The following is a 23,531-nucleotide window of genomic DNA, read 5'->3' on the forward strand; positions in this document are numbered from 1 at the left end:
ATTACTCTTTATCCGCAGTGGCGAGTTGTTGCGCCGCCTTCTTCGCCTTTACGCGTGCAATGGCAGCGGCAACGGCGGCTTTGCGTGGATCTTGTTCCGCTAAGTGTTCAGCCGATTCATCGGTAACCGTTGGGGTTGCCTGCTGTGCGGCTTTCTTGGCTTTCACGCGTGCAATGGCAGCGGCAACGGCGGCTTTGCGCGGATCTTGTTCCGCTGCGGGTTCAACCGGTTCAGCGGTAACCGCCGGGGTGGCCTGCTGTGCGGCTTTCTTGGCTTTCACGCGAGCGAGCGCGGCGGCAACGGCGGCTTTGCGTGGATCTTGTTCCGTTGCAGACTCAGCCGGTTCAGCGGTAACCGTTGGGGCTGCCTGCTGTGCGGCTTTCTTGGCTTTCACACGAGCGAGCGTGGCGGCAACCGCCGCCTTGCGCGGATCGGTTTCTTCGGTTACTGCTTGAGTTACTTGGGATTCCGTTGGGACTAACTGAGCCTTACGCTCTCTGGCCTGTGCCTTACGCGCTTCGCGAGCGGCAATAGCAGCACTGTTGTCTGGTTCTATCCCGGTAATTATCATGCCCGCGGCTGCACTGTTTTTGCTGCGCACTCGCGCCAGAGCGGCGCTGACGGCGTCCTGATCGCTGTCAGTCAACGTCACTGCGGCTTTTTTATGGCGTTCTTCCCGCGCCAATTTTTCACGCTCTAATCGTGCCAGTTTAGCTTCATAACGCGCCTTGGCTTCTGCGGTGCGGGTTGCTTCCTGATCCAGCGCTTTGATCTCCGCTTTTTCTTGGCGGTAGTACTGCACCAGCGGAATATTACTCGGGCAGACATAAGCGCATGCACCGCATTCAATGCAATCGAACAGGTTATGGTTACGCGCTTTCTCGTGTTCGTTACCTTTACTGAACCAGTAAAGCTGCTGCGGCAGCAGCCCGGCAGGGCAGGCATCAACGCACAACCCGCAACGGATGCAGGATTGCTCCTGTTCCTGTGCTGCCATTTCGTTGATCGTTGGGGCCAACAGGCAGTTGCTGATTTTGACCACCGGCACGTCCAGAGAGGGCAAAGTAAAGCCCATCAGTGGGCCACCCATGATCACCATCTGCTGCGTTTGTGCCTGTGGTTGGAAACCGCCAAACGCCAACAGATGCTGAACCGGCGTGCCAAGGCGCGCCCAGACGTTGCCCGGTTGGCTCATCGCATCGCCCGTTAAAGTGACCACACGTTCAATCAGCGGCTCACCATCCACAATCGCGCGCTTGATGGCGAACGCAGTGCCGACGTTTTGCATCAACACCCCGATAGAGGATGAATGCTTGCCATGCGGCACTTCTTGGCCGGTCAGGATCTTGGTTAGCTGCTTGGCTCCACCGGAGGGGTATTTGGTAGGAATAACGCGCAGTGCGATATCAGTATGATCGCGCAATGCGGTTTTTAACGCGGCGATTGCCTGCGGTTTGTTATCCTCAATGCCGATCAGCGTCAGCTTGGGTTGCAGTAGATGACGCAGGATCTGAGTACCTTCAATAATCTGAGCGGCATGTTCCTGCATCAAACGATCGTCGGCTGTAATGTAAGGTTCACATTCAGCGGCATTCAGGATCAGCGTTTCTACCTGGTGGTTGCCGCCCTGTAACTTACTGGCGGTGGGGAACCCTGCGCCGCCCAAACCGGCAATTCCGGCCTGGTGGATACGTTGGATCAAATCTTCTGCATTTAATTGGCGGTAATCCGCCACGGGCGCCAGCTCACACCAGCGATCTTCTCCGTCCGGCTCAATGATCACGCATGGCTCTGCCAATCCGGAGGGATGGGCTGTCACACGGGGTTCAATGGCGCGAATGATTCCTGAAGTAGGCGCATGGACCGGCAGCGTGCGGCCACGGCCAAAGGTCAGCGGTTGGCCTTTCAATACCCGATCGCCAGCCTTAACGCACAACTCGCCCTCTGGCCCCAAATGCTGTTGCAGCGGGATGATAAATACGTCCGGCAGGGGAACCACGCGCAGCGGCACACCGCTGGATTGGGTTTTCATTTCGGGTGGATGAATACCACCGTTGAAATCCCAAATCCGGTCTTTTTTGAAGGCGGTGAACAGATTAAACATGTTGCTCCACGTGAATCACTTGCACCGGAATAGCCTGCATATCCCACTTCCAGTTGGCGGTAGTGGTGGCGACCGGTTTCATTTCAATACAATCGGTTGGGCAGGGGGCGACGCACAGGTCGCAGCCGGTACAGAGATCGGCTATCACCGTGTGCATCGCGCGGGTGGCGCCAACAATGGCGTCGACCGGGCAGGCTTGAATGCATTTGGTGCAACCGATGCAGTTGGCTTCATCGATAAACGCGACTTTACGCACCGGTTCGGCAACCGCTTCGCCGCCGTCCAGCGGTTGCGGTTCGACATTGAGCAATTCTGCCAGTTTCAGCATGACCTGCTCGCCACCGGGGGCGCATTTGTTGATCATTTCGCCATTGGCGACGGCTTCGGCATACGGGCGGCAGCCGGGGTAGCCGCATTGGCCACACTGGCTTTGCGGCAGGATCTCATCCACCTGCTCGGCAATCGGATCTTCTTCTACTTCAAAGCGGCGTGCGGCAAAACCCAACACCACGCCAAACAGCAGCCCCAATGTACTCAATGCAGCAACGGCTATCCACAACGCGGTCATCAGAATTTCACCAATCCAGTGAAGCCCATAAAGGCCAGCGACATCAGCCCGGCGGTGATCAGCGCAATTGAAGAACCACGAAACGGGGCTGGCACGTCGGCGACCGCCAAGCGTTCACGGATGGCGGCGAACAGCACCATCACCAGCGAAAAACCTGCGGCAGCGCTAAAGCCATAGACCGCAGATTGCAGGAAGTTATAACCCAAGTTGACGTTAAGCAACGCCACACCCAGCACGGCACAGTTGGTGGTGATCAGCGGCAGAAAGATCCCCAGCAGGCGATACAGCGCCGGGCTGGTTTTGCGCACCACCATTTCGGTAAATTGCACCACAACGGCGATCACCAGGATGAAGGACAGCGTGCGCAGATACACCAGATCCAGCGGGATCAGGATAAAGCTGTTGATGAGCCAGGCGCAGACAGAGGCCATGGTCATCACGAATGTGGTGGCCATTCCCATGCCGATGGCGCTTTCCAGTTTTTTGGAAACGCCCATAAATGGGCACAGGCCCAGAAACTTCACCAGGACAAAGTTATTCACCAGCACGGTGCCGACAAACAGAAGCAGGTATTCGGTCATTGCGATGCCTAAAAAAATAAAAGCCGCCTATTATCGGGAATTGGCGGCATAACGACAACCGATGAATCGCAGGGGTATAGCGCTTTTTTGTGTCTTTTGATGAAAATTTGCCCTGCGGGATGGCTATCGCTCGACAAAAGTGCCCTTTACCCGCTGGGAGCGTTTGATATAGGGCACCAGCAATGCCGCCATCAGCAGCGGCCACATCAGGCTACGCACCGCCATCTCGTCCGACACCGGGGAGAAAGCAAAGGTTTTGATCGCCAGCAGCACGGTGATCAGCAACCAGAGCAGAAACAGTTTAGGGAAACGCTGCGAACGTTGGCAGAACAGCCACAGCAGATACAGGGTGAAGCCCCACATCACCAACGCGGTGAGCACGGAGAAATACCATTGCATGGTGAACGCTTGGGCATTAGTGATCAGGTATTCGCGCGATTCCGGCATAAAGATCGCCATACCGTACAGCATCAACATCAGGCTGGCGCTAAGCAAGGTGACGATCAGATAGGCCATGGGGGCCAGCAGCCAACCGCCGATGCGGGAATATTCAGCTTGAGTCATAACGGTATCCTGAGTGACATGATTTGGCGTGATAAGCCGCATAGCTTAACGGGTTAGGGGCGATTCGTCACCAGCAGGCGGTATATTCGGTTGCAGGTGGCGCAGCGGTTCCTGTGTTTGGTGGAGTACCGCGAGCACCTCGATGCCATATGAAGTTTCGCGATAGTAAAGCATATGGCTTTCACAGGGGAAACTCTTGATTCCTGGCCCTAACTCCTCTCGGGCTAGCCCCGGAGAAGGATGGTGGTCAAGCATTTCAGTCAGAATAGTGCGGATAGATTGTGCGTATAGGTCAGCAATTTCTTTTCCCCACCGCTGTTGTGAATAGGCGCGGATTTTACGAAACTGAACCTTGGCGTCAGTAGTAAATCTGACGGTCATTCTTATCCCTCTGCCTGCTTCAGTTCATCTGGCGTCAGGTCACTGAAGACATCGTCGAGATCGTGCAGTTGGCCTCTTTCCGCTTGGGCAATGGACTTTGCCAAAACAGCTTTCAGATTTTGCCGCTTGAGTTCTTCAAAAGCGTTGAAGTCTTCATAAGACATCACCACTACCTTCGGGCGGCCATTTTTGGTAATGCTGACAGGTTCGCGCATCGCTTTGCTGATGACTTCCCCAAACTGGATCTTGGCTTCACTGGCCGTGAAACTGTGCATTTGCTACCCCCTTTATCAGTACAAAACGGTACGAATCGTACCTATTTATACCCATATTAGGCGATAAATGAAAAGGGTGCCAGAAGGGAATGGCTGGTCAGAAGCAAGTGTTGCCACTTTTATCTCTAGCTCAAAAACAATCGGCGGGCTCAGCAGAGCCCGCCTGCAAAATTACCGCTCCGCTCCATTACTGCCGATCAGCTTCTGATACCAGAAGAAGCTTTTCTTGCGTTGGCGCGCCAGATCTTTGTTGTGATCCACATAAACAAAGCCGTATTGCTTCTGGAAGCCATTGAGCCAGCTCAGCAAGTCGATAAACGACCACGGATAGTAGCCACGCACGTCGGCACCTTGCTTGATGGCGTCTTCAACGGCATTGATATGTTGGCGCAGATAATCGATACGATCGTCATCCACCACTTCACCATCAATAATCGGATCTTTGGCACCTAAGCCGTTTTCGGTGATATACATTGGAATATCGCCATAACGTGCTTTGATGTTCATGATGCCTTCGGTCAGGCCCTGCGGATAAATCTCCCAGTCCCAATCGGTATAAACCCCGTTCGGGTTCCGCACGAACTTGAACAGCCCTTTGAAACCGAATTCGCTACCTTGCTGGTGGCCTTTGCCTTTTTCGCCCGAGGTATTCATGGTCAGGTGTGATTCTTGCTGGTTGGCGGCGATGGTTTCACGTTTGTAGTAGTTCAGGCCGATAAAGTCACAGATATTGTTGCTCAAGAGCTGTTCATCACCTGGAGCAAACTGCGGCACACCCCATACAGCCTGGGCTTGCGCCAGCAATTCTGCCGGGTATTCGCCTTTCAGCACCGGATCGTACAACCAGTGGGTGAAAATGCCTTCCGCCAGCTGATAGGCGGCCAGATCGTCTGGAGACTGGCTGAGTGGGGTATGGGTCTGCAACACGTTAACAAAGCCGATTTTGCCCTCGATCCCGCTGGTGCGGAATGCTGCCACCGCTTTGGCATGGGCGACAAACACGTGGTGGCAGGCCTGCAACGCGCGCGCAGGTTCTTTTATACCCGGTGGGTGACCGCCAGTGATGTAGCCAAAACCGATAAAGCAGACGGTTTCATTGAAGGTTGACCAGAGCTTGACGCGATCGCCATAACGCTGGTAGCACAGGCGGGCATACTCCTCGAAGGCCTCTGCGGTGCTGCGTGCTTCCCAACCGCCTTCGTCCTGCAATGCTTGCGGCAGATCCCAGTGGTACAGGGTAATCATCGGTTCGATGTTATGTTCCAGCAGTGCATCGATCAGATCGCTGTAGAACTTGACCCCGGCTTCGTTGATGGTGCCACGGCCCTGTGGCAGCAGGCGTGGCCAGGAAATGGAAAACCGGTAACTTTGCAAGCCCATCTCCGCCATCAGCGCCACGTCTTCACGGAAACGATGGTAGTGATCGACGGCGACATCGCCATTGGTGCCCTGGTAGGTGGTGCCTGGCAGGTGGGAGAAGGTATCCCAGATGGAAGGGCCTTTACCGTCAACATCATGCGCACCTTCAACCTGATACGCTGCGCTGGCCGCACCCCAGAGGAAATCTTTCGGGAAAGCAGACATAACTATTCTCTCTTTGTAGGAAGGTAACTTGAGGATAGTTTATGTGGATTGGAAATGTTTTTGCAACCGGTTTCAGAAACCGGTTGCAGTTTTATGGCAGGTTAACGGCGATTCAGTTGGAAATAGACTTCATTCCAGCGGATTTCATTCTTGAAGGCCGGTAGGTTGGTGGCATTGTCAATCAGCAGGAATTCGATGTTATGCATTTCGGCATACAGGCGCAGATAATCGGCATTGATGGCTTGTGAGAACACTGTATGGTGCGCACCGCCGCCGAGGATCCAGGCCTCTGCCGCCGTTGCCAGCGTTGGCTGTGCTCGCCAGATGGCGCGGGCTACCGGCAGTTTTGGTAACGGGTGAGGTTGTTCAATGGTATCGACCTGATTCACCAGCAGGCGGAAGCGATCGCCCATGTCGATCAGGCTGGCGTTCACCGCCGGGCCTGCCGGAGTAGAGAAAATCAGGCGGGCCGGATCGGCTTTGCCGCCGATGCCTAGGCGCTGAACATCCAGCAGTGGTTTTTGCTCTTTGGCGATCGATGGGCACACTTCCAGCATATGCGACCCTACCACCAGATCGTTACCCGGCTGGAAGTTGTAGGTGTAATCTTCCATAAACGAAGTGCCACCGTTTAAGCCTGAACCCATGACCTTCAGAATGCGCAACAGAGCGGCGGTTTTCCAATCGCCTTCGCCGCCAAAGCCGTAGCCTTGCTGCATCAGGCGTTGTACGGCTAGCCCCGGCAACTGCTTCATACCGTGCAGGTCTTCAAAGTTGGTGGTGAAGGCGTGGAATTTACCCTGCTCCAGAAAGCGTTTCATCCCCAGCTCGATGCGGGCGGCGTCCAGCAGATTCTCACGTTTCGCGCCGTGACTTTTCACGACATCGCTGAGTTCATAACTGGCTTCGTACTCTTCGATTAGCGTATTGACGTCACCTTTACTCACTTCGTTGATCACGCTGACCAAATCACCGATGCCATAGGCGTTGACCGAGTAACCGAACTGGATTTGCGCCCCCACTTTGTCGCCGTCGGTTACTGCCACTTCGCGCATATTGTCGCCAAAGCGTGCCACTTTCAGTTGCTGGCTCTCCTGCTTGGCGGCGGCCACACGCATCCATTGGGCAATACGCTGATGTGCGGCAGGATCCTGCCAATGCCCTGCGATCACGCTGTGTTGCTGGCGCATGCGTGCGCCAATAAATCCGAATTCGCGGCCACCGTGGGCGGTCTGGTTCAGATTCATAAAGTCCATATCCATGCTGTTCCAGGGAATTTCAGCGTTGAACTGGGTATGGAACTGCAACAGCGGTTTGTTGAGAATCGACAGCCCGGCAATCCACATTTTTGCCGGAGAGAAGGTGTGCAGCCAGGTAAGGATACCGATACAGCCCTGATGATAGTTGGCGTCGCGGCAGACGGCGGTGATTTCATCCGGTGTAGTGACCAGGGGTTTCAGCACCAGTTTTACCGGCAGACCAGCTTCACTATTGAGGCGATTAACTACCTGTTCGGCGTTTTCTTTTACCTGCTGCAAGGTTTTCGGGCCATACAGATGCTGGCTGCCGATCACGAACCAGACTTCACGCTGTTTGAAGACGTTCATCAAAGACTCCTGATAATAAAGGAAATAAATTAAAGCTGTGTGGTATATACCCAAAATAATTCGAGTTGCTTGTAGGTGGCAACCGAACGAAGCCCCAGGAGCTTACTCAAGTAAGTGACTGGGGTGAGTGAGGGAAGCCAACACCCAAGCAACTTGAAGTATGAAGGGTATAGCGCGGCTCAGCGGCCTGGCACCACTGCTGATAACGCTCATACAATTGCTGATAACGTGCCACCCGCTGTGGGTTAGGCTGCAGAGTGCGTTCGATACTGCAAGCCATCTGCTGTTGTGCCTGCGGGACGTCGCTGAAATGTTCGGCGGCAACGGCGGCGAAGATCGCAGCCCCCAGAGCGCAGCATTGATCGGAAGCGACAATCTGCAGCGGGCGGTTCATCACGTCGGCACAAACCTGCATGATCGCGGGTGACTTGCGGGCAATGCCGCCTAATGCCAGCACGTTATCGACAGGAATATCCTGCTGCTCAAAGCACTCCATAATGGCGCGAGCACCAAAAGCGGTAGCGGCGATAAAGCCACCAAACAGGGTGGGGGCATCGGTGCCGAGGTTCAGATCGGCGATCACGCCTTTGAGGCGCTGGTTGGCATAGGGCGTGCGGCGGCCATTAAACCAGTCCAGCACTACCGGCAAGTGGTCAAGCGACGGGTTTTCCGCCCAGGCGGCGGTCAGAGCCTGCAGCATGCCGTTTTCAATCTGTTGTAGCTGCGCCTGCAACTGCGGCTGATTTTTGGCAGCCTCGCGCAATGGCCAACTGAGCAGGCGGCTGAACCAGGCATACATATCGCCAAAAGCGGATTGCCCTGCCTCCATGCCGATAGTCTCTGGTACTACGCTGCCGTCCACCTGGCCGCAGATGCCACCGATGGCGCGTTCGCCCACGCGTTGACGTTCGGCGATCAGGATGTCGCAAGTCGAAGTGCCAATCACTTTCACCAGCGTATAAGGCTGGGCTCCGGCCCCAACCGCCCCCATATGGCAGTCAAAAGCCCCGCCGGAAAGCACCACGCTCTCAGGCAGCCCCAGCCGTTGCGCCCAGGCTTTGGTTAGCGTACCGACGGGCAGATCGGCAGTGTAAGAGCCGGTAAACAGCGGATAGGGCAAATCGTTCACCAGCAACGGATCCAGCGCTGCAAAGAACGCTTTTGGTGGCAAGCCACCCCAATCCGGGTGCCACAGGGTTTTATGCCCGACGCTGCAACGGCCACGTTTCAACTGGTGCGGTGCGGTGGTACCGGAAAGCAGCGCGGGCACCCAGTCACACAGTTCTACCCAGGAAGCGGCAGCTTGACGAACGGCGGCATCCTGGCGTGAAACATGCAGGATCTTGGCCCAGAACCATTCGGAGGAATAAACACCGCCGATATAGCGCGAATAATCGGGGAAATCACCGCTGCGGCACAGTTGGTTAATGGCATCGGCTTCTTCAATCGCGGTGTGATCTTTCCACAACACAAACATGGCGTTGGGGTTGCTGGCAAATTCCGGGCGCAGCGCCAGCACATCGCCGTTTTCATCGATCGGTGCAGGGGTGGAGCCGGTGGAGTCGACGCCAATGCCGATCACCGCTTGCCGCTGTGTTGGGCTCATGCGCTGTACCACAGCGACAATTGCCTGTTCCATGGCTTCGATATAGTCAAGCGGATGGTGGCGAAACTGGTTTTCTGCCGCGTGGCAAAATTCACCGCGTTGCCAGCGAGGGTAGTAAACCACCTCGGTATCCAGTTCATTGCCATTATGGCACTCGACAGCCAGTACCCTTACCGAATCGCTGCCAAAGTCCAGTCCCAGGGTGATCGCGCCTGCCGTCATGATGCTGACTCCTTCGTTGTTAGACAGTGATTAACGATAGGAGCGCGGGGGCGAGGCAGGTGAGGAGCGGTTAGCTGGAAGTATGCACTTTTCTGCTCCCTGCAGTCATTTTGTGATGGCAGTCAAAAGTTATCTACGGGCCAAATTTGCTGAATATATGGATATATCTGCTGTTATTCCTGGATGTGATAGCGCTCTACATTTGGGTAACAAATACCCGTTAAAACTGTTCCCGTCTTACTGTTGAGATCGGAAGATGGCGCGCAATAAGCGCTATGCCGTGATTGATACCCTAATGATAACGTTTTCACAGCAAGCCCGTTTCACTGCTGCAGAAAACAACACAGCGGAGAGCATCATGCATAAATTCACTAAGGCACTGGCGGTCATCGGTCTGACGGCGGTTATGTCACATTCGGCTATCGCCGAGACCATGAAGCTGGGCTTTTTAGTTAAACAACCAGAGGAACCCTGGTTCCAGACCGAATGGAATTTCGCCGACAAAGCCGGGAAAGATCTCGGGTTTGAGGTGATCAAAATCGCCGTGCCGGATGGGGAGAAAACCCTGAACGCCATCGACAGTCTGGCGGCCAGCGGTGCGAAGGGGTTTGTTATCTGTACGCCCGATCCGAAGCTCGGTTCGGCGATTGTGGCCAAGGCGCGCAGTTACGATCTGAAAGTGATCGCGGTTGACGATCAGTTCGTTAATGCCAAAGGCGTTCCGATGGACAGCGTACCGTTGGTGATGATGGCAGCGACCAAAATCGGCGAGCGTCAGGGCCAGGAGCTGTGGAATGAGATGAACAAGCGCGGTTGGAAAGTGACGGATACTGGCGTGATGGCGATCACGGCGGATGAGCTGGACACCGCCCGCCGCCGCACTGGCGGGTCGATGGCCGCGCTGAAAGCAGCGGGCTTCCCAGAAAAGCAGATCTATAAAGTCCCGACCAAATCTAATGATATCCCAGGGGCATTCGACGCGGCTAACTCTATGCTGGTGCAGCATCCAGAAGTGAAAAACTGGCTGATCGTCGGCATGAACGACAACACCGTGCTGGGCGGTGTGCGCGCGACCGAAGGCCAGGGCTTTAAAGCACCAAACGTCATCGGTATTGGCATCAACGGCGTTGATGCGGTCAGTGAACTCTCTAAAGCGCAGTCGACCGGTTTCTATGGCTCCCTGCTGCCAAGCCCCGATATTCATGGCTATAAGAGCATCCAAATGCTGCATGACTGGGTAGAAAAAGGCGCAGAACCACAAAAGTTCACCGAAGTGACCGACGTGGTGCTGATCACCCGCGACAACTTTAAAACCGAACTGCAGAAAAAAGGCCTGATGTAATTTGTTGTGCCGCCTGCGTTACGCGGGCGGCTTTGTGTCAACACCATGAGGAAAGCATTATGACCGCCGTAACGCCCTATCTGGCTTTTAAAGGCATCGGTAAAAGCTTCCCCGGCGTAAAAGCATTGGATGATATCAGCTTTAGCTGTCAGGCCGGGCAGATCCACGCGCTGATGGGGGAGAACGGTGCGGGCAAGTCCACGCTGCTGAAGATCCTCAGTGGCAATTATGTTCCGAGCCAGGGTGAAATCATTCTCAATGGTCAGCCGGTGCAGTTCAGCAATACCACCGAAGCGTTGAACGCTGGTGTGGCGATTATCTATCAGGAATTGCATCTGGTGCCGGAAATGACGGTGGCCGAGAACATCTATCTTGGTCAACTGCCCACCAAGCTCGGGCTGGTGGATCGTAGATTGCTGCGTTACGAGGCTGGTTTGCAACTGGAGCACCTTGGCCTGGACATCGATCCGGATACGCCGCTCAAGTACCTGTCGATCGGTCAGTGGCAAATGGTGGAGATCGCCAAGGCACTGGCGCGCAATGCCAAAGTGATCGCCTTTGACGAACCGACCAGTTCGCTGTCTGCTCGTGAGATCGAACAACTGTTCCGGGTGATCCGCGAACTGCGTGCCGAGGGGCGGGTGATCCTGTATGTATCGCACCGCATGGAAGAGATTTTTGCCCTTAGCGATGCAATTACCGTGTTTAAAGATGGCCGCTACGTGCGCACGTTCAACGATATGCAGCAGGTGAATAATGCTCAACTGGTGCAGGCGATGGTAGGGCGCGATCTTGGCGATGTTTACGGCTATCAAGCGCGTGAATTAGGTGCGATACGCTTGCGGTTGGCCGGTTTCAAAGCCACGGGCGTGAAAACCCCGATCGATCTTAGCGTGCGAGCCGGGGAGATTGTCGGCCTGTTTGGCTTAGTGGGGGCCGGGCGCAGCGAACTGATGAAAGGGATTTTTGGCGCGACCTCGGTCAGTGCAGGCAGTTTGACGCTGGATGGTCAACCGCTGGCGATCCGCTCCCCGATCGATGCTATTCGCGCCGGGATCATGCTGTGCCCGGAAGATCGCAAGATCGACGGCATCATTCCGGTGCATTCGGTGCGTGACAATATCAACATCAGCGCTCGCCGCAAAAGCATCAAAGCCGGTTGCCTGATTAATAACGCCTGGGAAACCAGCAATGCCGATCACCACATTCGTGCGTTGAACATCAAAACCCCCAGTGCTGAACAACTGATTATGAACCTTTCCGGTGGTAACCAGCAGAAGGCGATCCTTGGCCGCTGGCTGTCGGAAGAGATGAAGGTGATCCTGCTGGATGAACCGACGCGCGGTATTGATGTTGGGGCAAAGCATGAGATCTACCACGTCATTTATCAGTTGGCACAGCAGGGTATTGCGGTGCTGTTTGCTTCCAGCGATTTGCCGGAAGTGCTGGGGCTGGCGGATCGCATCATTGTGATGCGTGAAGGGGCGATTTCCGGTGAGTTAAGCCATGAAGATGCCACTGAGGAACAAGCCCTCAGCCTGGCGATGCTGAGTACCCCAAATATCGCTGCGGCGGTGGCCTGATTGTGAAGGAGAAAGAGATGTCTACCATGACGACCGAATCTGTAAAAACCCGCAGTGGCCAAGGGCTGGCGCGGATCTGGGACAGCTACGGCATGCTGGTGGTGTTTGCGGTGCTGTTCATTGCCTGTGCGCTGTTTGTGCCGAACTTTGGCAGCTTTATTAATATGAAAGGCTTGGGCCTGGCGATCTCCATGTCTGGCATGGTGGCCTGTGGCATGCTGTTCTGCCTGGCTTCTGGCGACTTCGATCTGTCGGTAGCCTCGGTGATCGCCTGCGCGGGTGTCACCGCCGCAGTGGTGATCAACATGACCGAAAGCCTGTGGATCGGTGTTAGCGCAGGGCTGTTGCTCGGCGTGCTCTCTGGGCTGATCAACGGTTTTGTGATCGCCCGGCTGAAAATCAATGCCCTGATCACTACGCTGGCTACCATGCAGATCTTCCGTGGATTGGCCTACATCATTTCCGACGGTAAAGCGGTGGGGATCGAGGATGAACGCTTCTTTATACTCGGTAACACCAACTGGCTGGGGCTGCCAGCACCGATCTGGATCACCGTGGTTTGCCTGATCCTGTTTGGTTTTTTACTGAATAAAACCACTTTTGGCCGTAATACGCTGGCGATTGGCGGCAACGAAGAAGCGGCTCGCCTGGCTGGGGTGCCGGTGGTGCGCACCAAAATCATCATTTTTGTGCTTTCTGGGCTGGTATCCGCCGCTGCGGGCATCATTCTGGCTTCGCGTATGACCAGCGGCCAGCCGATGACCTCGATTGGCTATGAGTTGATCGTGATTTCGGCCTGTGTGCTGGGTGGCGTCTCGCTCAAGGGCGGGATTGGCAAGATCTCTTATGTGATCGCCGGGGTGCTGATCCTGGGGACGGTGGAAAATGCCATGAACCTGCTGAATATCTCGCCGTTTTCGCAATACGTGGTGCGCGGTGTGATCCTGTTGGCGGCAGTGATTTTTGATCGCTATAAACAGAAAGCCAAACGCACGGTGTGAAGCATGACACTTTTGGAGGCCAGATGTACCAGCGTGTAGTTCATGAACCTCAACCGAACCCGTTATTGCCGGGTTATACCTTCAATGCCTATCTGGTTGCCGGGCTGACGCCCATCATGGCTGATGGGCCGCTGGATTTCTTTATCGATCGCCCTGGCGGGATGAAAGGCTATATCCTCAATCTGACGATTAAAGGCCAGGGCAAAGTCTTTGACGGTGAAGACACTTTTTACTGCAATCCGGGCGATCTGTTGCTGTTCCCCCCCAAGGCGGCGCACTACTATGGCCGTTCGCCGGAAAGCGACTGCTGGTATCACCGCTGGGTTTACTTCCGCCCGCGTGCCTACTGGGCCGACTGGTTGGAGTGGCACAGCAAAACTCACGAGGTGGGCCGCCTGACTCTGCCCAACAATAATCTGTTGCTGGAGTTTGATCGGCTGTTTGCCAATATTGAGCAAACCCAGCGCTCTGGCCGTCGCTTTGCCGAAGAGATGGGCATGAATCTGCTCGAACGCCTGTTGTTGCGGGCGATGGAGGAAGATCCCCTCAGCCCACAGAAAATTATGGATCCAAGAGTGATCGAAGCCTGCCAGTTTATTACCGGCAACTTGTCCGGTGAGTTGCGCATTGATGAAGTGGCACGGCACGTTTGCCTGTCACCTTCGCGTTTGGCGCATTTGTTCCGTGAGCAGGTGGGGATCAATATTCTGCGCTGGCGTGAAGATCAGCGGGTGATCCGCGCCAAACTGTTGCTGCAGACCACGCAAGAGTCGATCGCCACGATTGGCCGTGTGGTGGGGTATGACGATCAACTCTATTTCTCACGGGTATTCCGCAAGCGTGTGGGCGTTAGCCCAAGCGATTTCCGCCGTCGTAGCCTGGAAATCAATTATCCGGCGAACGACGCTCGCGATCGCACTTTAGCGGCTGCATCCCGCTGAAGGTGAATTTACCGCTTGTGAGCGCCAGCGCCATGGTGTCAAATCGGCTTTATCGATGTTTGCGTAAGAGAGGAATACCATGGCAGAAAAAATCCGTGTTGGGCTGGTCGGTTACGGCTACGCCAGTAAAACATTCCATGCACCGCTGATAGTCGGGACGTCGGGGATGGAGCTAGCTGCTGTTTCCAGTAGCGATGCCGCTAAAGTGCATGCCGACTGGCCGTTGATGGCGGTGGTGAACGATCCACAAGCCTTGTTCAACGATCCGTCGATTGACCTGATTGTGATCCCGACCCCGAACGATACCCACTTCCCCTTAGCGCAACAGGCGATGGCCGCAGGCAAGCATGTCGTGGTTGATAAGCCGTTTACCGTGACGTTGTCACAAGCACAGCAACTGCAACAGCAGGCCGAACAGAGCGGCTTGCTGCTTTCGGTATTCCATAACCGCCGTTGGGACAGCGATTTTCTGACGCTAAAAGCATTATTGAAAGAAGGTGAGCTTGGCGAGGTGGTGTATTTCGAATCCCACTTCGATCGCTTCCGCCCGGAAATACGTCAGCGTTGGCGTGAACAAGGTGGTGTCGGTAGCGGTATCTGGTATGACTTGGGGCCGCATTTGCTCGATCAGGTATTGCAGCTGTTTGGTAAACCAGAAACGCTGTTTGTCGATCTCGGCGAGTTACGCCCTGGAGCACAGTCGGTGGACTACTTCCATGCGGTGCTGAATTACGGCAAACGCCGCGTGGTACTCCATGGTACGGTATTGGCAGCAGCAGAAAGTGCGCGCTATATCGTACATGGTACACAAGGCAGCTTCGTGAAGTTTGGTCTGGATCCACAGGAAGACCGCCTGAAAGCCGGGGAGCGCTTACCACAAGAGGATTGGGGCTACGACATGCGCGATGGTGTAGTGACGTTGTCACGTAATGGCGTGCTGGCTGAGAAACCACTGTTGACTATTCCGGGCAATTATCCCGCCTATTACGCTGCGATCCGTGATGCGATCAACGGTGAAGGCAGCAATCCGGTACCGGCCAGCGAAGCAATCAGCGTGATGGAAATGATCGAGCTGGGCATAGAATCGGCCAAGCAGCAAAAAGCGCTGCCGGTTGTTTGACACCATTATGGCTGGCGTTGCAGAGGTTTTGCGCGCCAGCCCCATGGGGTAACGGAATAAACCATGACTCAAGTCGTTGAAATTTTACAATACCGGCTGAAAGCGGGTTCGGGCGAAGATTTTCACGCCATCATGCAGCAACGTAGCGTACCACTGCATCAACAAGCAGGCTTGGTGGTGTTGGAATATGGTCTTTCTCTGCATGCGTCAGATGCCTACTACCTGATGCGCCAGTTTGATAACGTTGATGAAATGGAACAAACGTTGCAGCGTTTTTACCACAGCAACGCCTGGCTTACGGGCCCGCGCGCCGAGATCATCGCGTTGATTGAGGAAAGCCACCGGGTGGTGCTGCCTTGGCCGTTAAAGTAACGGCCAAGGATGAAGGCGTGTCAATCAAGGTTAACCAGTTCCCTCTCCCTTGGGAGAGTGGGCTCCAACTTGCTACGCAGTTTTGCGCTTAACTGACCTGCATTACGCTCAAGGTTGGGGTTATAAGGTGATCATGCCGCCATCTAGCAGGATTTCTCCACCCGTCATATAAGTTGCCGAACTTGCCAGATAAAGAACCGCCTGGGCGATTTCCTCTGGCGCTGCAAAGCGCCCCATGGGGATACGCGAACGTATCGTATCCTGTACCGCATTACGCTCCTGTTCTGGCATCTCTGGCCAGTCAAGGATAGGCGTTTGTGTGACACCAGGGGCGACCACGTTGACTCTGATCTTGCGGGGCGCCAACTCTGCGGCAAAGCTACGGGCGAGTGAGCGCACCGCTGCTTTAGTTGCCGAGTAGACACTGCATCCTGGCCAGCCCGCTTCCTGCATGATTGAGCTGGTGAGCACTATTGATGCACCTTCACGCAAATGGGGCAGACAATGCTGAACGGAAAAGTAGGTGCCTTTAACGTTGATATTGAAGTGCCAGTCAAACAGATCCTCATCGACTTCTGGCAGCAATTTACTTTGAAATACGCCCGCATTGGCGAAAAGTAAGTCAAACTGACCGAAACGTTCGGCCACCGTGTCAAAGAAAGCTTTCAGCTCCAGTGGTTGGCTGACATCTGTCTGTATCGCCATAACGCCTAGCTCGTTCGCCGCCTGTTCTAGCGTGTTTTTATTGCGCCCGGCGATCGCTACCTGCGCCCCTTGTTGACGTAACAAACGTGCAGTTGCCAAGCCAATACCGCTGTTCCCACCAGTGATTACAGCTACCTTGCCATCGAATTGATTCATGCCTTTATTCCTATAAATAATTTAGGCAATGAGTATTAGCCAGGATTAATGCCATGATAAGCTGGCAAAAAAGCATATTATTTATTCTTAAAAAGAATCAATGAGGTCAAATGGATCAACTTTCAGCGATGCGGATATTGGTAAGAGTGATTGAAAGTGGGAGTTTTACCGCCGTAGCGCGTGAAATGGGAACTTCACAGCCAACCATCAGCAAGCAAATCCGTGGGTTGGAAAAACGGCTTGGGACGTCATTGCTGGCACGCAGTACGCGCCATGTAGCCCCCACGGCACAAGGTTTGCTGTATTACCAGGAATGCCGGGCCATTCTACAAACGTTGGATGAGGTGGAATTACGCATTGCTAACGCTGAAGGGCAGTTATCTGGCGTGCTACGCGTTGGTGTGCCATCGGCTTTTGGCCGTATGGAAGTTATTCCTCATCTGGCCCCTTTTCTAGAGATGCATTCTGGATTAAAAATCGAGATATTACTCAGCGATGATATCGCCAATCTGTTGCAGTCGGGGATTGATGTCGCTTTCCGCTGCGGACATTCGTTGCCTGAAGGTGTGGTGGCACGCAAACTGGGTGAGATCCCCAGTAATTTGTTTGCCTCAAAAGAATACCTGGCACGCTATGGTATCCCGCAAACGCCTGAACAACTGGCAACCCACCATTGCATCACTTATCAGAATACCACCGTGCTACAGCGTTACTGGCAGCTGAAATTGCATGATGAAGTATTTACCGTACCGGTCAATGGGCAATTGAGCTGTAATAGTTCTGATGGGTTACGGGCGGCGGTGCTTGCCCATTTGGGGATCAGTTACGCTCAATCCTGGCTGTTTAAAACCGAACTTGCTGAAGGTGAGGTGATCGCTTTGCTTCCCGCTTACCATTTATCGCCAAAGCCATTGTACGCAATCTACTTGCCCGAGCGGCGAGGCAACCTGCGCATTGGAGCATTGATAGCCTATATGGAGCAATGCTGGCGGCATCATGGCACGTTGTCGTTGATCGATTAGCGAGAAAGAGGTGGTTTTGCCACCTCATTGCTATAGAGCGCGTTACCCCTGAACCTTGTTACGCAACGCCTGTTTCTCTGGTTCGCTGAGGAACGCCATCTTCAGGCCGTTTTCCTGTGCGGTGCGGATTTCTTGTGGTGTCAACCCGGCCTGTGGTGCTGCCACAAGGTATTCATGCTCAATCTCAACGCCCTGAACTGCCGGATCGTCGGTATTGATAGAGGCTAATATTCCGTGGCGTAGAAACGTTGCCAGAGGATGCTGGGCTAGTGCAGTCACCGTGCTGGTCTGAATATTTGAGGTCAGGCAAGACTCAATACCAATATTGTGCTCAGCCAGGAAATCCATCAGGGTCGGATCCTGCACCGCTTTGACACCGTGGCCGATACGCTCGGCACCTAGCTCGCGGATCGCCTGCCAGATGCTTTCCGGCCCGGCGGTTTCACCCGCATGGACGGTAATGCGCAAACCAGCGTCGCGGGCACGCTTGAAGTGGCCAAGAAACAGGTTGCCCGGAAAGCTCAGCTCATCACCTGCCAGATCCAATGCCGTGACAGCGTCACGATGGGCTAACAGACCTTCCAACTCTTGCAGGCAGACCCCTGCACCAAAAGTGCGGCTCATTATGCCGATCAGGCGCACATCGATATTATGTTCGCGGCAGCCAGAGCGGACGCCATCGATCACCGCTTCGACCACACCAGCTACCGGCAGGCGGTGTTTCCGCGCCATGTAATAGGGCGAGAAACGCAATTCTGCATAATGTAGCCCGGCATTGGCCGCATCTTCTACGTTTTCATAAGCCACACGGCGGCAGGCATCCAGATCGCCCAGCACGGCGACGCCCCAATCCAGTTTTTGCAGAAAACTCATCAGGTCAGGCTCCGCCTGAGTGATTTGTACATGTGGGCGCAATGCTGCCAATTCATTGGCTGGCAGAGGGAGATTAAACTGACGGCCTAGTTCGAGAATGGTTTGGGCACGGATATTGCCATCAAGGTGGCGGTGAAGGTCGGTAAGCGGTAGGTGGGGATCGATCATGGTAGGCACTCGTCATAGTGTTATTGATAAAGTGCGTATCAGTATAAAAACAAAACAATGAAAACTTCCATTTCGTTGCATTAAAAAGTGATTTATATCACAAAAAATACGCACTTCATCAAGTAATGCGCAGGTAAAAGCCATGATAAATACCGTTCTGAATCAAGATGCTTCCCATTCAGGAACGGTATTTGGCAAATCTGGTGATTATTTCGCAAGATTATTTGCGATGGCATTAAACATCAGTGAGGCTTCCAGGGGCTCAGCGTTAGGTTCAGGCTTGGCTTTCGGCCAGACGGACCATTGAACGATCACTAATTTTTGCTGGGGGTTAACCACCATCATCTGACCAAAAATACCGAGTGCCCACAGGGTATCCGCGCTGGTTAAGCCCTGTTTTGGCCCCACGTCTTTGCTATCGGCTGGCACGCTGTTGTTCCACCATTGGTAACCATAAATCCCCTCAGGGTGCTCAGCGCTAATCGAATTTTTTGCCTTGACCCAGGTACGGGCATCCGCTACCCAGTTGTCGGGTAACACTTTGGTTCCATTGGGTAATACCCCTTCGTTCATGATAAATACGCCAAATTTTCCCCAGTCTTCCAGCGTGGCATTAAAACCATGTGCTCCGACACTATGCTTACCTGTCTGATAGCTCTGCCACACACCATCATGAACCATGCCATAGGGCTGCCAGACTTTTTCCTCTAAGTATTGCGCCAGAGATTTGCTGATTGCCTTTTCCAGCGTATCACCGAGTAACCATGCGCCCCCGGAAGAGTAAGACCATACCTGCCCTGGTTTGGCATAAGCTTTACGCTGCGGATCGTTGACCAGCCGGTTGACACAATCATAAGTCTGTTTATTGGCTTCACACTCAGTGAACAGAGCAAAGTCAGATTTGGGATTGGTGTAGTCTTCATTCCAGGTCACGCCAGAAGTATGCTGCATAAGCTGGCGTATGGTCACCTGTTCCCAGGCCGTGCCGCGTACATCTGGATTATATTTAATAATCGCATCATCCAACGAGGCGATCTTTCCCTCTTTGAGAGCAATACCGACCAAGGTGGACACGACCGCTTTACCCACAGAGCGTGATGTCCACAAGGTGGTGTTGGTATTACCCTCGCTATAATAATCCCAGACTATTTTCCCATCCTTAATAACCATCATCCCAGTAGCGTTATTGCGTTTCAGGTAGTCGGAAAGAGTGTAATTCTGCCCTTGATATTGATAGTTCACTGCGGATAAATCTCTCGCCTCGCGTGAAAGCGGGGCTGCTTTAGCTGCTTTGAAGACATCACCTGCATAAAAGTAAGAGCGGTAATCGTTACGAAATCCGATAACACGTTGTTGCTGGTTCCATGTCAGCATATCTTTCACATCGGGTAATTGGTTATCGAGCGGGGCAGGACAGACGCTCAATTGTGCTACTGGACATGCGATTGGCGTTTGTGCCGCATTGACTTGCAGTACGGTGCCTGAACACCACACAAGGAAGAAAAATCCAGTTTTCAGTTTTTTCATAACACTTTCCTTAGGGTTATCTTGCTCAATTAAATACCAAAACATCAGAGCTCTTATAGGAAGGAATCGTGTCGGATAGCAATGGATTTTTACAAAAATGATACATAAATGTTAATCAAATAACACTTATGTATCATTTGTTGAATATTCAGTTATAGCGGGATGGCAGTTGCTAAAGGGAAAACGAGCAAGACATGCAGGAAGAACTGACCCGGTTCGCTGCCAGGGTTGCGGGTCAGTTCGGTGAAGTGCAAATACCGGTTCTCACAGGAGGGAACACGTTCAGGATTGTGCGACTGATGACTGATCTTGGCTTTTCAACACAAACGTCAGAGCGGCAATCAGCTTATCCATCCCGGCCACTACCTTGCTGCGTGGGCAACCGACGTTTAAGCGCAGGAAACCCCGACCTTCTTCGCCATAGGTAAAGCCCGGCATAATCGCCACTTTCTCGCGCTCGATCAGCACCTGTTGCAACTGGCGATCGTCAATGCTCAACGGACGCAAATCGATCCAGGCCAGATAAGTGGCCTGTGGCGGTTGCCAGTTCAGTTGCGGGAAGGCCTGATTGAGCCGTTCGGCAACATAGGCCAGATTATCTTGCAGATAACTGCGCAACGCATCTAACCAAGGTTCGCCATGGCGATAGGCGGCAATGTGCGCCGCGACCGCCAGCACTGCCGGGGAGGAAAGCCCGTCGCGGTTTTTCAACGCCTGAGTGTAACTCTCGCGTGAGCTATCATCGCTGATCAGGCCGTAGGCGCCGGTCAGCGCGGGGATATTGAAACTCTTGGAACCGGAGGTCAGCAGCGCCCAAGGCGAAGTTGCCACCTGGCTCCATGGGATATGGCGCTGTTCGCCCCAGGTCATGTCCATATGGATTTCGTCGCTGATCACCTTCACGTTGTGGCGTTCGCACAGCTCGGCCATCTGTTCCAGTTCCTGCTGGCTCCAGACTTTACCCGTTGGGTTCTGCGGGCTGCACAGCAACAGAATCTTGGTCTGTGGGCGAGCCAGCAAGGCTTCCAGGTGAGCCATATCGCACTGCCAGTCGTTATCCACTTTGTGTAGCGGACATGGCAGCAACTGGCGCTGGTTGCCGAGGATCACTTTGTAAAACGCATCATAAGCGGGCGTGTGGGTGACGACGAATTCACCCGGTGCCGACCAGAGGCGAATCAACTGTGACACCATATAAATCACCGAGGGGCCATAAACCGCCATCGAAGTATCGATGGGGGCATTAAAACGTTGCTGATACCAGTGCCGCACTGCACCGAGAAAATCTTCGTGCTGCCAACGGCTGTAGCCCAGCACGCCGTGCTGTATGCGCTGTTGCAGAGCGTCGAGAATGCAGGGCGCAGTGGCAAAATCCATATCGGAAATGGTGAAAGGCAGCAGGTCAGCCGAACCAAACCGGTCAGCAATGTAATCCCACTGGGTACACCAGGTACCGTGACGATCGACCGGGGTGGAAAAATCAAACATGTGTAGCTCCGGATTGGGGCGCAGCAGGCTGCGCCCGGAGGGGAATTAAGCTGTGGCTATCAGTGAGTCTAATTCATCTTTCACCGATTGTACCTGTGGGCCAATCACCACCTGCAGATTATGCTCATTAAGATGAACCACACCGATGGCGCGGTTGGCTTTCAGCACAGCATCATCCACTTTGCTCATGTCGTTGACCGACATGCGCAGGCGGGTAATGCAGTTATCCAGTGACACGATATTCTCTTTACCGCCCAACGCAGCCAGGATTGCCGGAACGTTATAGCCGGATTTGCCGACGGCACCAACCGGTGCGCTCTGGGTCGCGGTGGTTTCGGCTTCACGGCCCGGCGTATTGATGTTAAAGCGCTGGATGGAGAAGCGGAAAATGGCGTAGTAGGTGACAAACCAGATAGAGGCTACAACCGGTACCCAATACCATTTGGTAGCGGTACCGTGCAGGATGCCGAACACCACAAAGTCAATAATGTTACCGTCGGTGTTACCGATAGTGACGCCCAGCAGAGCCATTACGGTGAAGCCCAAACCGGTGAGAACGGCGTGGATCAGATACAGGAACGGGGCGACAAACAGGAACAGGAACTCGATCGGTTCGGTCGTACCGCCTACCACACAGGCCACTACGCCAGAAATCAGCAGGCCCTTAATTTTGTGGCGGTTCTCTGGTTTGGCACAGTGGTACATCGCCAATGCAGCACCCGGCAGGCCACCGAGGAAGGCGGGCATTTTGCCCTGCGACAGGAAGCGAGTCGCGCTTTCAGCAAAGCCTTGAGTGGTTGGGCAAGAAAGCTGCGCCTGGAAGATGGTCAGCGCACCGCTGACTTCACGGCCACAAACATCCAGCGTACCGCCCGCTTCGGTAAAGCGGATCAGCGCGACCAGAATATGGTGCAAACCAAATGGCAACAGCAGGCGTTCGCCGGAGCCGAAAATCATCGGGCCAAAGATACCAGCACCGTTAATCATCCGCCCCAAACCGTTGATACCGGCAGCAAACCACGGCCAGATCAGCGGGATCACCAAACCGCACAGGCCCAGCACCACGGTGGTGACAATCGGCACAAAGCGCGTGCCGCCGAAGAACGCCAGTGCATCCGGCAGGCGGATGGTGTTATAGCGCTCATGCAGCAGATACACGATGATACCGACGATCACCGCGCCGAGGATCCCGGTGTCGATAGACTGGATCCCCAGGATGTTTTGAATGTTGTTGGCTTTCAGCACCAGCGGATCGCTGGAAGGCAGAATACCCGTGGTTGTCAGGTAGAAGTTGGTCGCCAGATTCAGCACGGCAAAGCCAACAAAACCGGAAAACGCGGCCACGCCTTTGTTCTCGCGCGCCATGCCCAACGGAATGGCAATAGCGAACATCACCGGCAGGAAGCTGAAAGCAAAGGAGCCGATCTTGCTCATCCAAGTGAAGATCAGTTGGAAAATCGGATGGCCGATGAAAGGTAGCAGGGTAATAACGTCACGGCTACTGAGTGAGCTGCCGATCCCCAGCATGATGCCGCAGAAGGAAAGTAGCGCGACGGGCAGCATGAATGTCTTACCCAGGCTCTGGAAAAACTCCCAAAGCGTAATTTTTTGTTTTTTAGACGCTGGCATAACCGACCACTCCTGGCGAAAAAACGTGCAATGTTGTGTGTACCCAATGAGGTAAAAACAAGATAAAACGTTTTACCTAGCAAAAATGCGCCGCTAGTCACAATTATGCACC

The 23,531-nt window shown here is 54.0% G+C and carries 21 protein-coding genes; 7 read left to right on the forward strand and 14 right to left on the reverse strand.

All coding sequences use genetic code 11. The annotated features are described in order from the left end of the window. Nucleotide 1 precedes the first annotated feature (1 nt). The 9 genes from rsxC to IV04_RS08865 all read right to left on the reverse strand — a co-directional run bounded on the left by rsxC (nucleotide 2) and on the right by IV04_RS08865 (nucleotide 9,492). Nucleotides 2-2,104, reverse strand: coding sequence for an electron transport complex subunit RsxC (gene rsxC, locus IV04_RS08825; protein WP_037399636.1), 2,103 nt, complete (start codon nucleotides 2,102-2,104; stop codon nucleotides 2-4). Next, nucleotides 2,097-2,672 (reverse strand): electron transport complex subunit RsxB, encoded by a 576-nt coding sequence (gene rsxB / locus IV04_RS08830; protein ID WP_037399634.1) that lies wholly within the window; start codon nucleotides 2,670-2,672, stop codon nucleotides 2,097-2,099. Before rsxB ends, rsxC begins: the two co-directional genes overlap by 8 nt. After that, entirely contained in the window at nucleotides 2,672-3,253 is a 582-nt protein-coding gene (rsxA, locus tag IV04_RS08835; protein ID WP_037399631.1) for an electron transport complex subunit RsxA, read from the reverse strand. The genes rsxB and rsxA overlap by 1 nt, the downstream gene beginning before the upstream one ends. 123 nt (nucleotides 3,254-3,376) lie before the next feature. Next, nucleotides 3,377-3,817 (reverse strand): DUF2569 domain-containing protein, encoded by a 441-nt coding sequence (locus tag IV04_RS08840; RefSeq protein ID WP_037399628.1) that lies wholly within the window; start codon nucleotides 3,815-3,817, stop codon nucleotides 3,377-3,379. Between the two features lie 45 nt (nucleotides 3,818-3,862). Further along, entirely contained in the window at nucleotides 3,863-4,198 is a 336-nt protein-coding gene (locus tag IV04_RS08845; protein WP_051916732.1) for a type II toxin-antitoxin system RelE/ParE family toxin, read from the reverse strand. 2 nt (nucleotides 4,199-4,200) lie between these two features. After that, nucleotides 4,201-4,473 carry a type II toxin-antitoxin system Phd/YefM family antitoxin gene (locus IV04_RS08850; RefSeq protein ID WP_037399625.1) on the reverse strand — a complete coding sequence of 91 codons (273 nt, stop codon included), beginning with the start codon at nucleotides 4,471-4,473 and terminating at the stop codon, nucleotides 4,201-4,203. Between the two features lie 171 nt (nucleotides 4,474-4,644). Further along, on the reverse strand, nucleotides 4,645-6,057 hold the full coding sequence (locus IV04_RS08855) for a glycoside hydrolase family 1 protein (protein ID WP_037399622.1): 1,413 nt from the start codon (nucleotides 6,055-6,057) through the stop codon (nucleotides 4,645-4,647). Between the two features lie 101 nt (nucleotides 6,058-6,158). Next, a complete protein-coding gene (gene araA, locus IV04_RS08860) occupies nucleotides 6,159-7,664 on the reverse strand; it encodes an L-arabinose isomerase (protein WP_037399619.1) in 1,506 nt (501 codons plus the stop codon). A gap of 106 nt (nucleotides 7,665-7,770) precedes the next feature. Beyond that, on the reverse strand, nucleotides 7,771-9,492 hold the full coding sequence (locus tag IV04_RS08865) for a ribulokinase (protein ID WP_081893189.1): 1,722 nt from the start codon (nucleotides 9,490-9,492) through the stop codon (nucleotides 7,771-7,773). 358 nt (nucleotides 9,493-9,850) lie between these two features. On the opposite strand from IV04_RS08865, the gene IV04_RS08870 reads away from it, so the two are divergent. The 6 genes from IV04_RS08870 (at nucleotide 9,851) to IV04_RS08895 (ending at nucleotide 15,851) form a co-directional block, all read left to right on the forward strand. After that, the gene (locus IV04_RS08870; RefSeq protein ID WP_037400091.1) at nucleotides 9,851-10,834 is read left to right on the forward strand and encodes an arabinose ABC transporter substrate-binding protein; all 984 of its coding nucleotides are present in this window, start codon (nucleotides 9,851-9,853) and stop codon (nucleotides 10,832-10,834) included. 59 nt (nucleotides 10,835-10,893) lie between these two features. Beyond that, entirely contained in the window at nucleotides 10,894-12,417 is a 1,524-nt protein-coding gene (gene araG, locus IV04_RS08875) for an L-arabinose ABC transporter ATP-binding protein AraG (RefSeq protein ID WP_037399616.1), read from the forward strand. Between the two features lie 17 nt (nucleotides 12,418-12,434). Continuing rightward, the gene (gene araH / locus IV04_RS08880; RefSeq protein ID WP_037399613.1) at nucleotides 12,435-13,418 is read left to right on the forward strand and encodes an L-arabinose ABC transporter permease AraH; all 984 of its coding nucleotides are present in this window, start codon (nucleotides 12,435-12,437) and stop codon (nucleotides 13,416-13,418) included. 23 nt (nucleotides 13,419-13,441) lie between these two features. After that, nucleotides 13,442-14,359: an arabinose operon transcriptional regulator AraC gene (gene araC, locus IV04_RS08885; RefSeq protein WP_037399604.1), complete on the forward strand. Its 918-nt coding sequence runs from the start codon at nucleotides 13,442-13,444 to the stop codon at nucleotides 14,357-14,359. Nucleotides 14,360-14,438: 79 nt separating this feature from the next. Continuing rightward, nucleotides 14,439-15,479: an oxidoreductase gene (locus IV04_RS08890; RefSeq protein ID WP_037399602.1), complete on the forward strand. Its 1,041-nt coding sequence runs from the start codon at nucleotides 14,439-14,441 to the stop codon at nucleotides 15,477-15,479. A 63-nt stretch (nucleotides 15,480-15,542) separates the two neighbouring features. Then, nucleotides 15,543-15,851 carry a hypothetical protein gene (locus tag IV04_RS08895; protein WP_037399599.1) on the forward strand — a complete coding sequence of 103 codons (309 nt, stop codon included), beginning with the start codon at nucleotides 15,543-15,545 and terminating at the stop codon, nucleotides 15,849-15,851. A gap of 120 nt (nucleotides 15,852-15,971) precedes the next feature. Here IV04_RS08895 and IV04_RS08900 read toward each other — a convergent pair whose 3' ends face one another. Beyond that, entirely contained in the window at nucleotides 15,972-16,712 is a 741-nt protein-coding gene (locus IV04_RS08900; protein WP_037399596.1) for a glucose 1-dehydrogenase, read from the reverse strand. Between the two features lie 110 nt (nucleotides 16,713-16,822). Here IV04_RS08900 and IV04_RS08905 point away from each other — a divergent pair, with 110 nt between their 5' ends. Further along, nucleotides 16,823-17,734: a LysR family transcriptional regulator gene (locus tag IV04_RS08905; protein WP_051916733.1), complete on the forward strand. Its 912-nt coding sequence runs from the start codon at nucleotides 16,823-16,825 to the stop codon at nucleotides 17,732-17,734. A 42-nt stretch (nucleotides 17,735-17,776) separates the two neighbouring features. On the opposite strand, the gene add is transcribed toward IV04_RS08905, so the two are convergent. From add to malX, 4 genes are all read right to left on the reverse strand, one after another. Next, nucleotides 17,777-18,775, reverse strand: coding sequence for an adenosine deaminase (gene add, locus IV04_RS08910; protein WP_037399594.1), 999 nt, complete (start codon nucleotides 18,773-18,775; stop codon nucleotides 17,777-17,779). A gap of 207 nt (nucleotides 18,776-18,982) precedes the next feature. Then, nucleotides 18,983-20,302 (reverse strand): serine hydrolase, encoded by a 1,320-nt coding sequence (locus tag IV04_RS08915; protein ID WP_051916734.1) that lies wholly within the window; start codon nucleotides 20,300-20,302, stop codon nucleotides 18,983-18,985. Nucleotides 20,303-20,584: 282 nt separating this feature from the next. Next, a complete protein-coding gene (locus tag IV04_RS08920; protein ID WP_037399590.1) occupies nucleotides 20,585-21,790 on the reverse strand; it encodes a MalY/PatB family protein in 1,206 nt (401 codons plus the stop codon). A gap of 45 nt (nucleotides 21,791-21,835) precedes the next feature. Next, nucleotides 21,836-23,419, reverse strand: coding sequence for a maltose/glucose-specific PTS transporter subunit IIBC (malX, locus tag IV04_RS08925; protein WP_037399587.1), 1,584 nt, complete (start codon nucleotides 23,417-23,419; stop codon nucleotides 21,836-21,838). Between the last annotated feature and the right edge of the window lie 112 nt (nucleotides 23,420-23,531).

Source organism: Serratia sp. Ag1, from assembly GCF_000743355.1.
Taxonomy (GTDB): domain Bacteria; phylum Pseudomonadota; class Gammaproteobacteria; order Enterobacterales; family Enterobacteriaceae; genus Chania.

Coding starts and splice junctions, on each gene's coding strand:
- IV04_RS08840 (WP_037399628.1), bottom strand. CDS start 3,817: ATGACTCAAGCTGAATATTCCCGCATCGGCGGTTGGCTGCTGGCCCCC.
- add (WP_037399594.1), bottom strand. CDS start 18,775: ATGATCGATCCCCACCTACCGCTTACCGACCTTCACCGCCACCTTGAT.
- IV04_RS08920 (WP_037399590.1), bottom strand. CDS start 21,790: ATGTTTGATTTTTCCACCCCGGTCGATCGTCACGGTACCTGGTGTACC.
- malX (WP_037399587.1), bottom strand. CDS start 23,419: ATGCCAGCGTCTAAAAAACAAAAAATTACGCTTTGGGAGTTTTTCCAG.
- IV04_RS08855 (WP_037399622.1), bottom strand. CDS start 6,057: ATGTCTGCTTTCCCGAAAGATTTCCTCTGGGGTGCGGCCAGCGCAGCG.
- araG (WP_037399616.1), top strand. CDS start 10,894: ATGACCGCCGTAACGCCCTATCTGGCTTTTAAAGGCATCGGTAAAAGC.
- IV04_RS08850 (WP_037399625.1), bottom strand. CDS start 4,473: ATGCACAGTTTCACGGCCAGTGAAGCCAAGATCCAGTTTGGGGAAGTC.
- IV04_RS08870 (WP_037400091.1), top strand. CDS start 9,851: ATGCATAAATTCACTAAGGCACTGGCGGTCATCGGTCTGACGGCGGTT.
- IV04_RS08895 (WP_037399599.1), top strand. CDS start 15,543: ATGACTCAAGTCGTTGAAATTTTACAATACCGGCTGAAAGCGGGTTCG.
- IV04_RS08845 (WP_051916732.1), bottom strand. CDS start 4,198: ATGACCGTCAGATTTACTACTGACGCCAAGGTTCAGTTTCGTAAAATC.
- rsxA (WP_037399631.1), bottom strand. CDS start 3,253: ATGACCGAATACCTGCTTCTGTTTGTCGGCACCGTGCTGGTGAATAAC.
- araA (WP_037399619.1), bottom strand. CDS start 7,664: ATGAACGTCTTCAAACAGCGTGAAGTCTGGTTCGTGATCGGCAGCCAG.
- araC (WP_037399604.1), top strand. CDS start 13,442: ATGTACCAGCGTGTAGTTCATGAACCTCAACCGAACCCGTTATTGCCG.
- araH (WP_037399613.1), top strand. CDS start 12,435: ATGTCTACCATGACGACCGAATCTGTAAAAACCCGCAGTGGCCAAGGG.
- IV04_RS08900 (WP_037399596.1), bottom strand. CDS start 16,712: ATGAATCAATTCGATGGCAAGGTAGCTGTAATCACTGGTGGGAACAGC.
- IV04_RS08905 (WP_051916733.1), top strand. CDS start 16,823: ATGGATCAACTTTCAGCGATGCGGATATTGGTAAGAGTGATTGAAAGT.
- rsxB (WP_037399634.1), bottom strand. CDS start 2,672: ATGACCGCGTTGTGGATAGCCGTTGCTGCATTGAGTACATTGGGGCTG.
- IV04_RS08865 (WP_081893189.1), bottom strand. CDS start 9,492: ATGACGGCAGGCGCGATCACCCTGGGACTGGACTTTGGCAGCGATTCG.
- rsxC (WP_037399636.1), bottom strand. CDS start 2,104: ATGTTTAATCTGTTCACCGCCTTCAAAAAAGACCGGATTTGGGATTTC.
- IV04_RS08915 (WP_051916734.1), bottom strand. CDS start 20,302: ATGAAAAAACTGAAAACTGGATTTTTCTTCCTTGTGTGGTGTTCAGGC.
- IV04_RS08890 (WP_037399602.1), top strand. CDS start 14,439: ATGGCAGAAAAAATCCGTGTTGGGCTGGTCGGTTACGGCTACGCCAGT.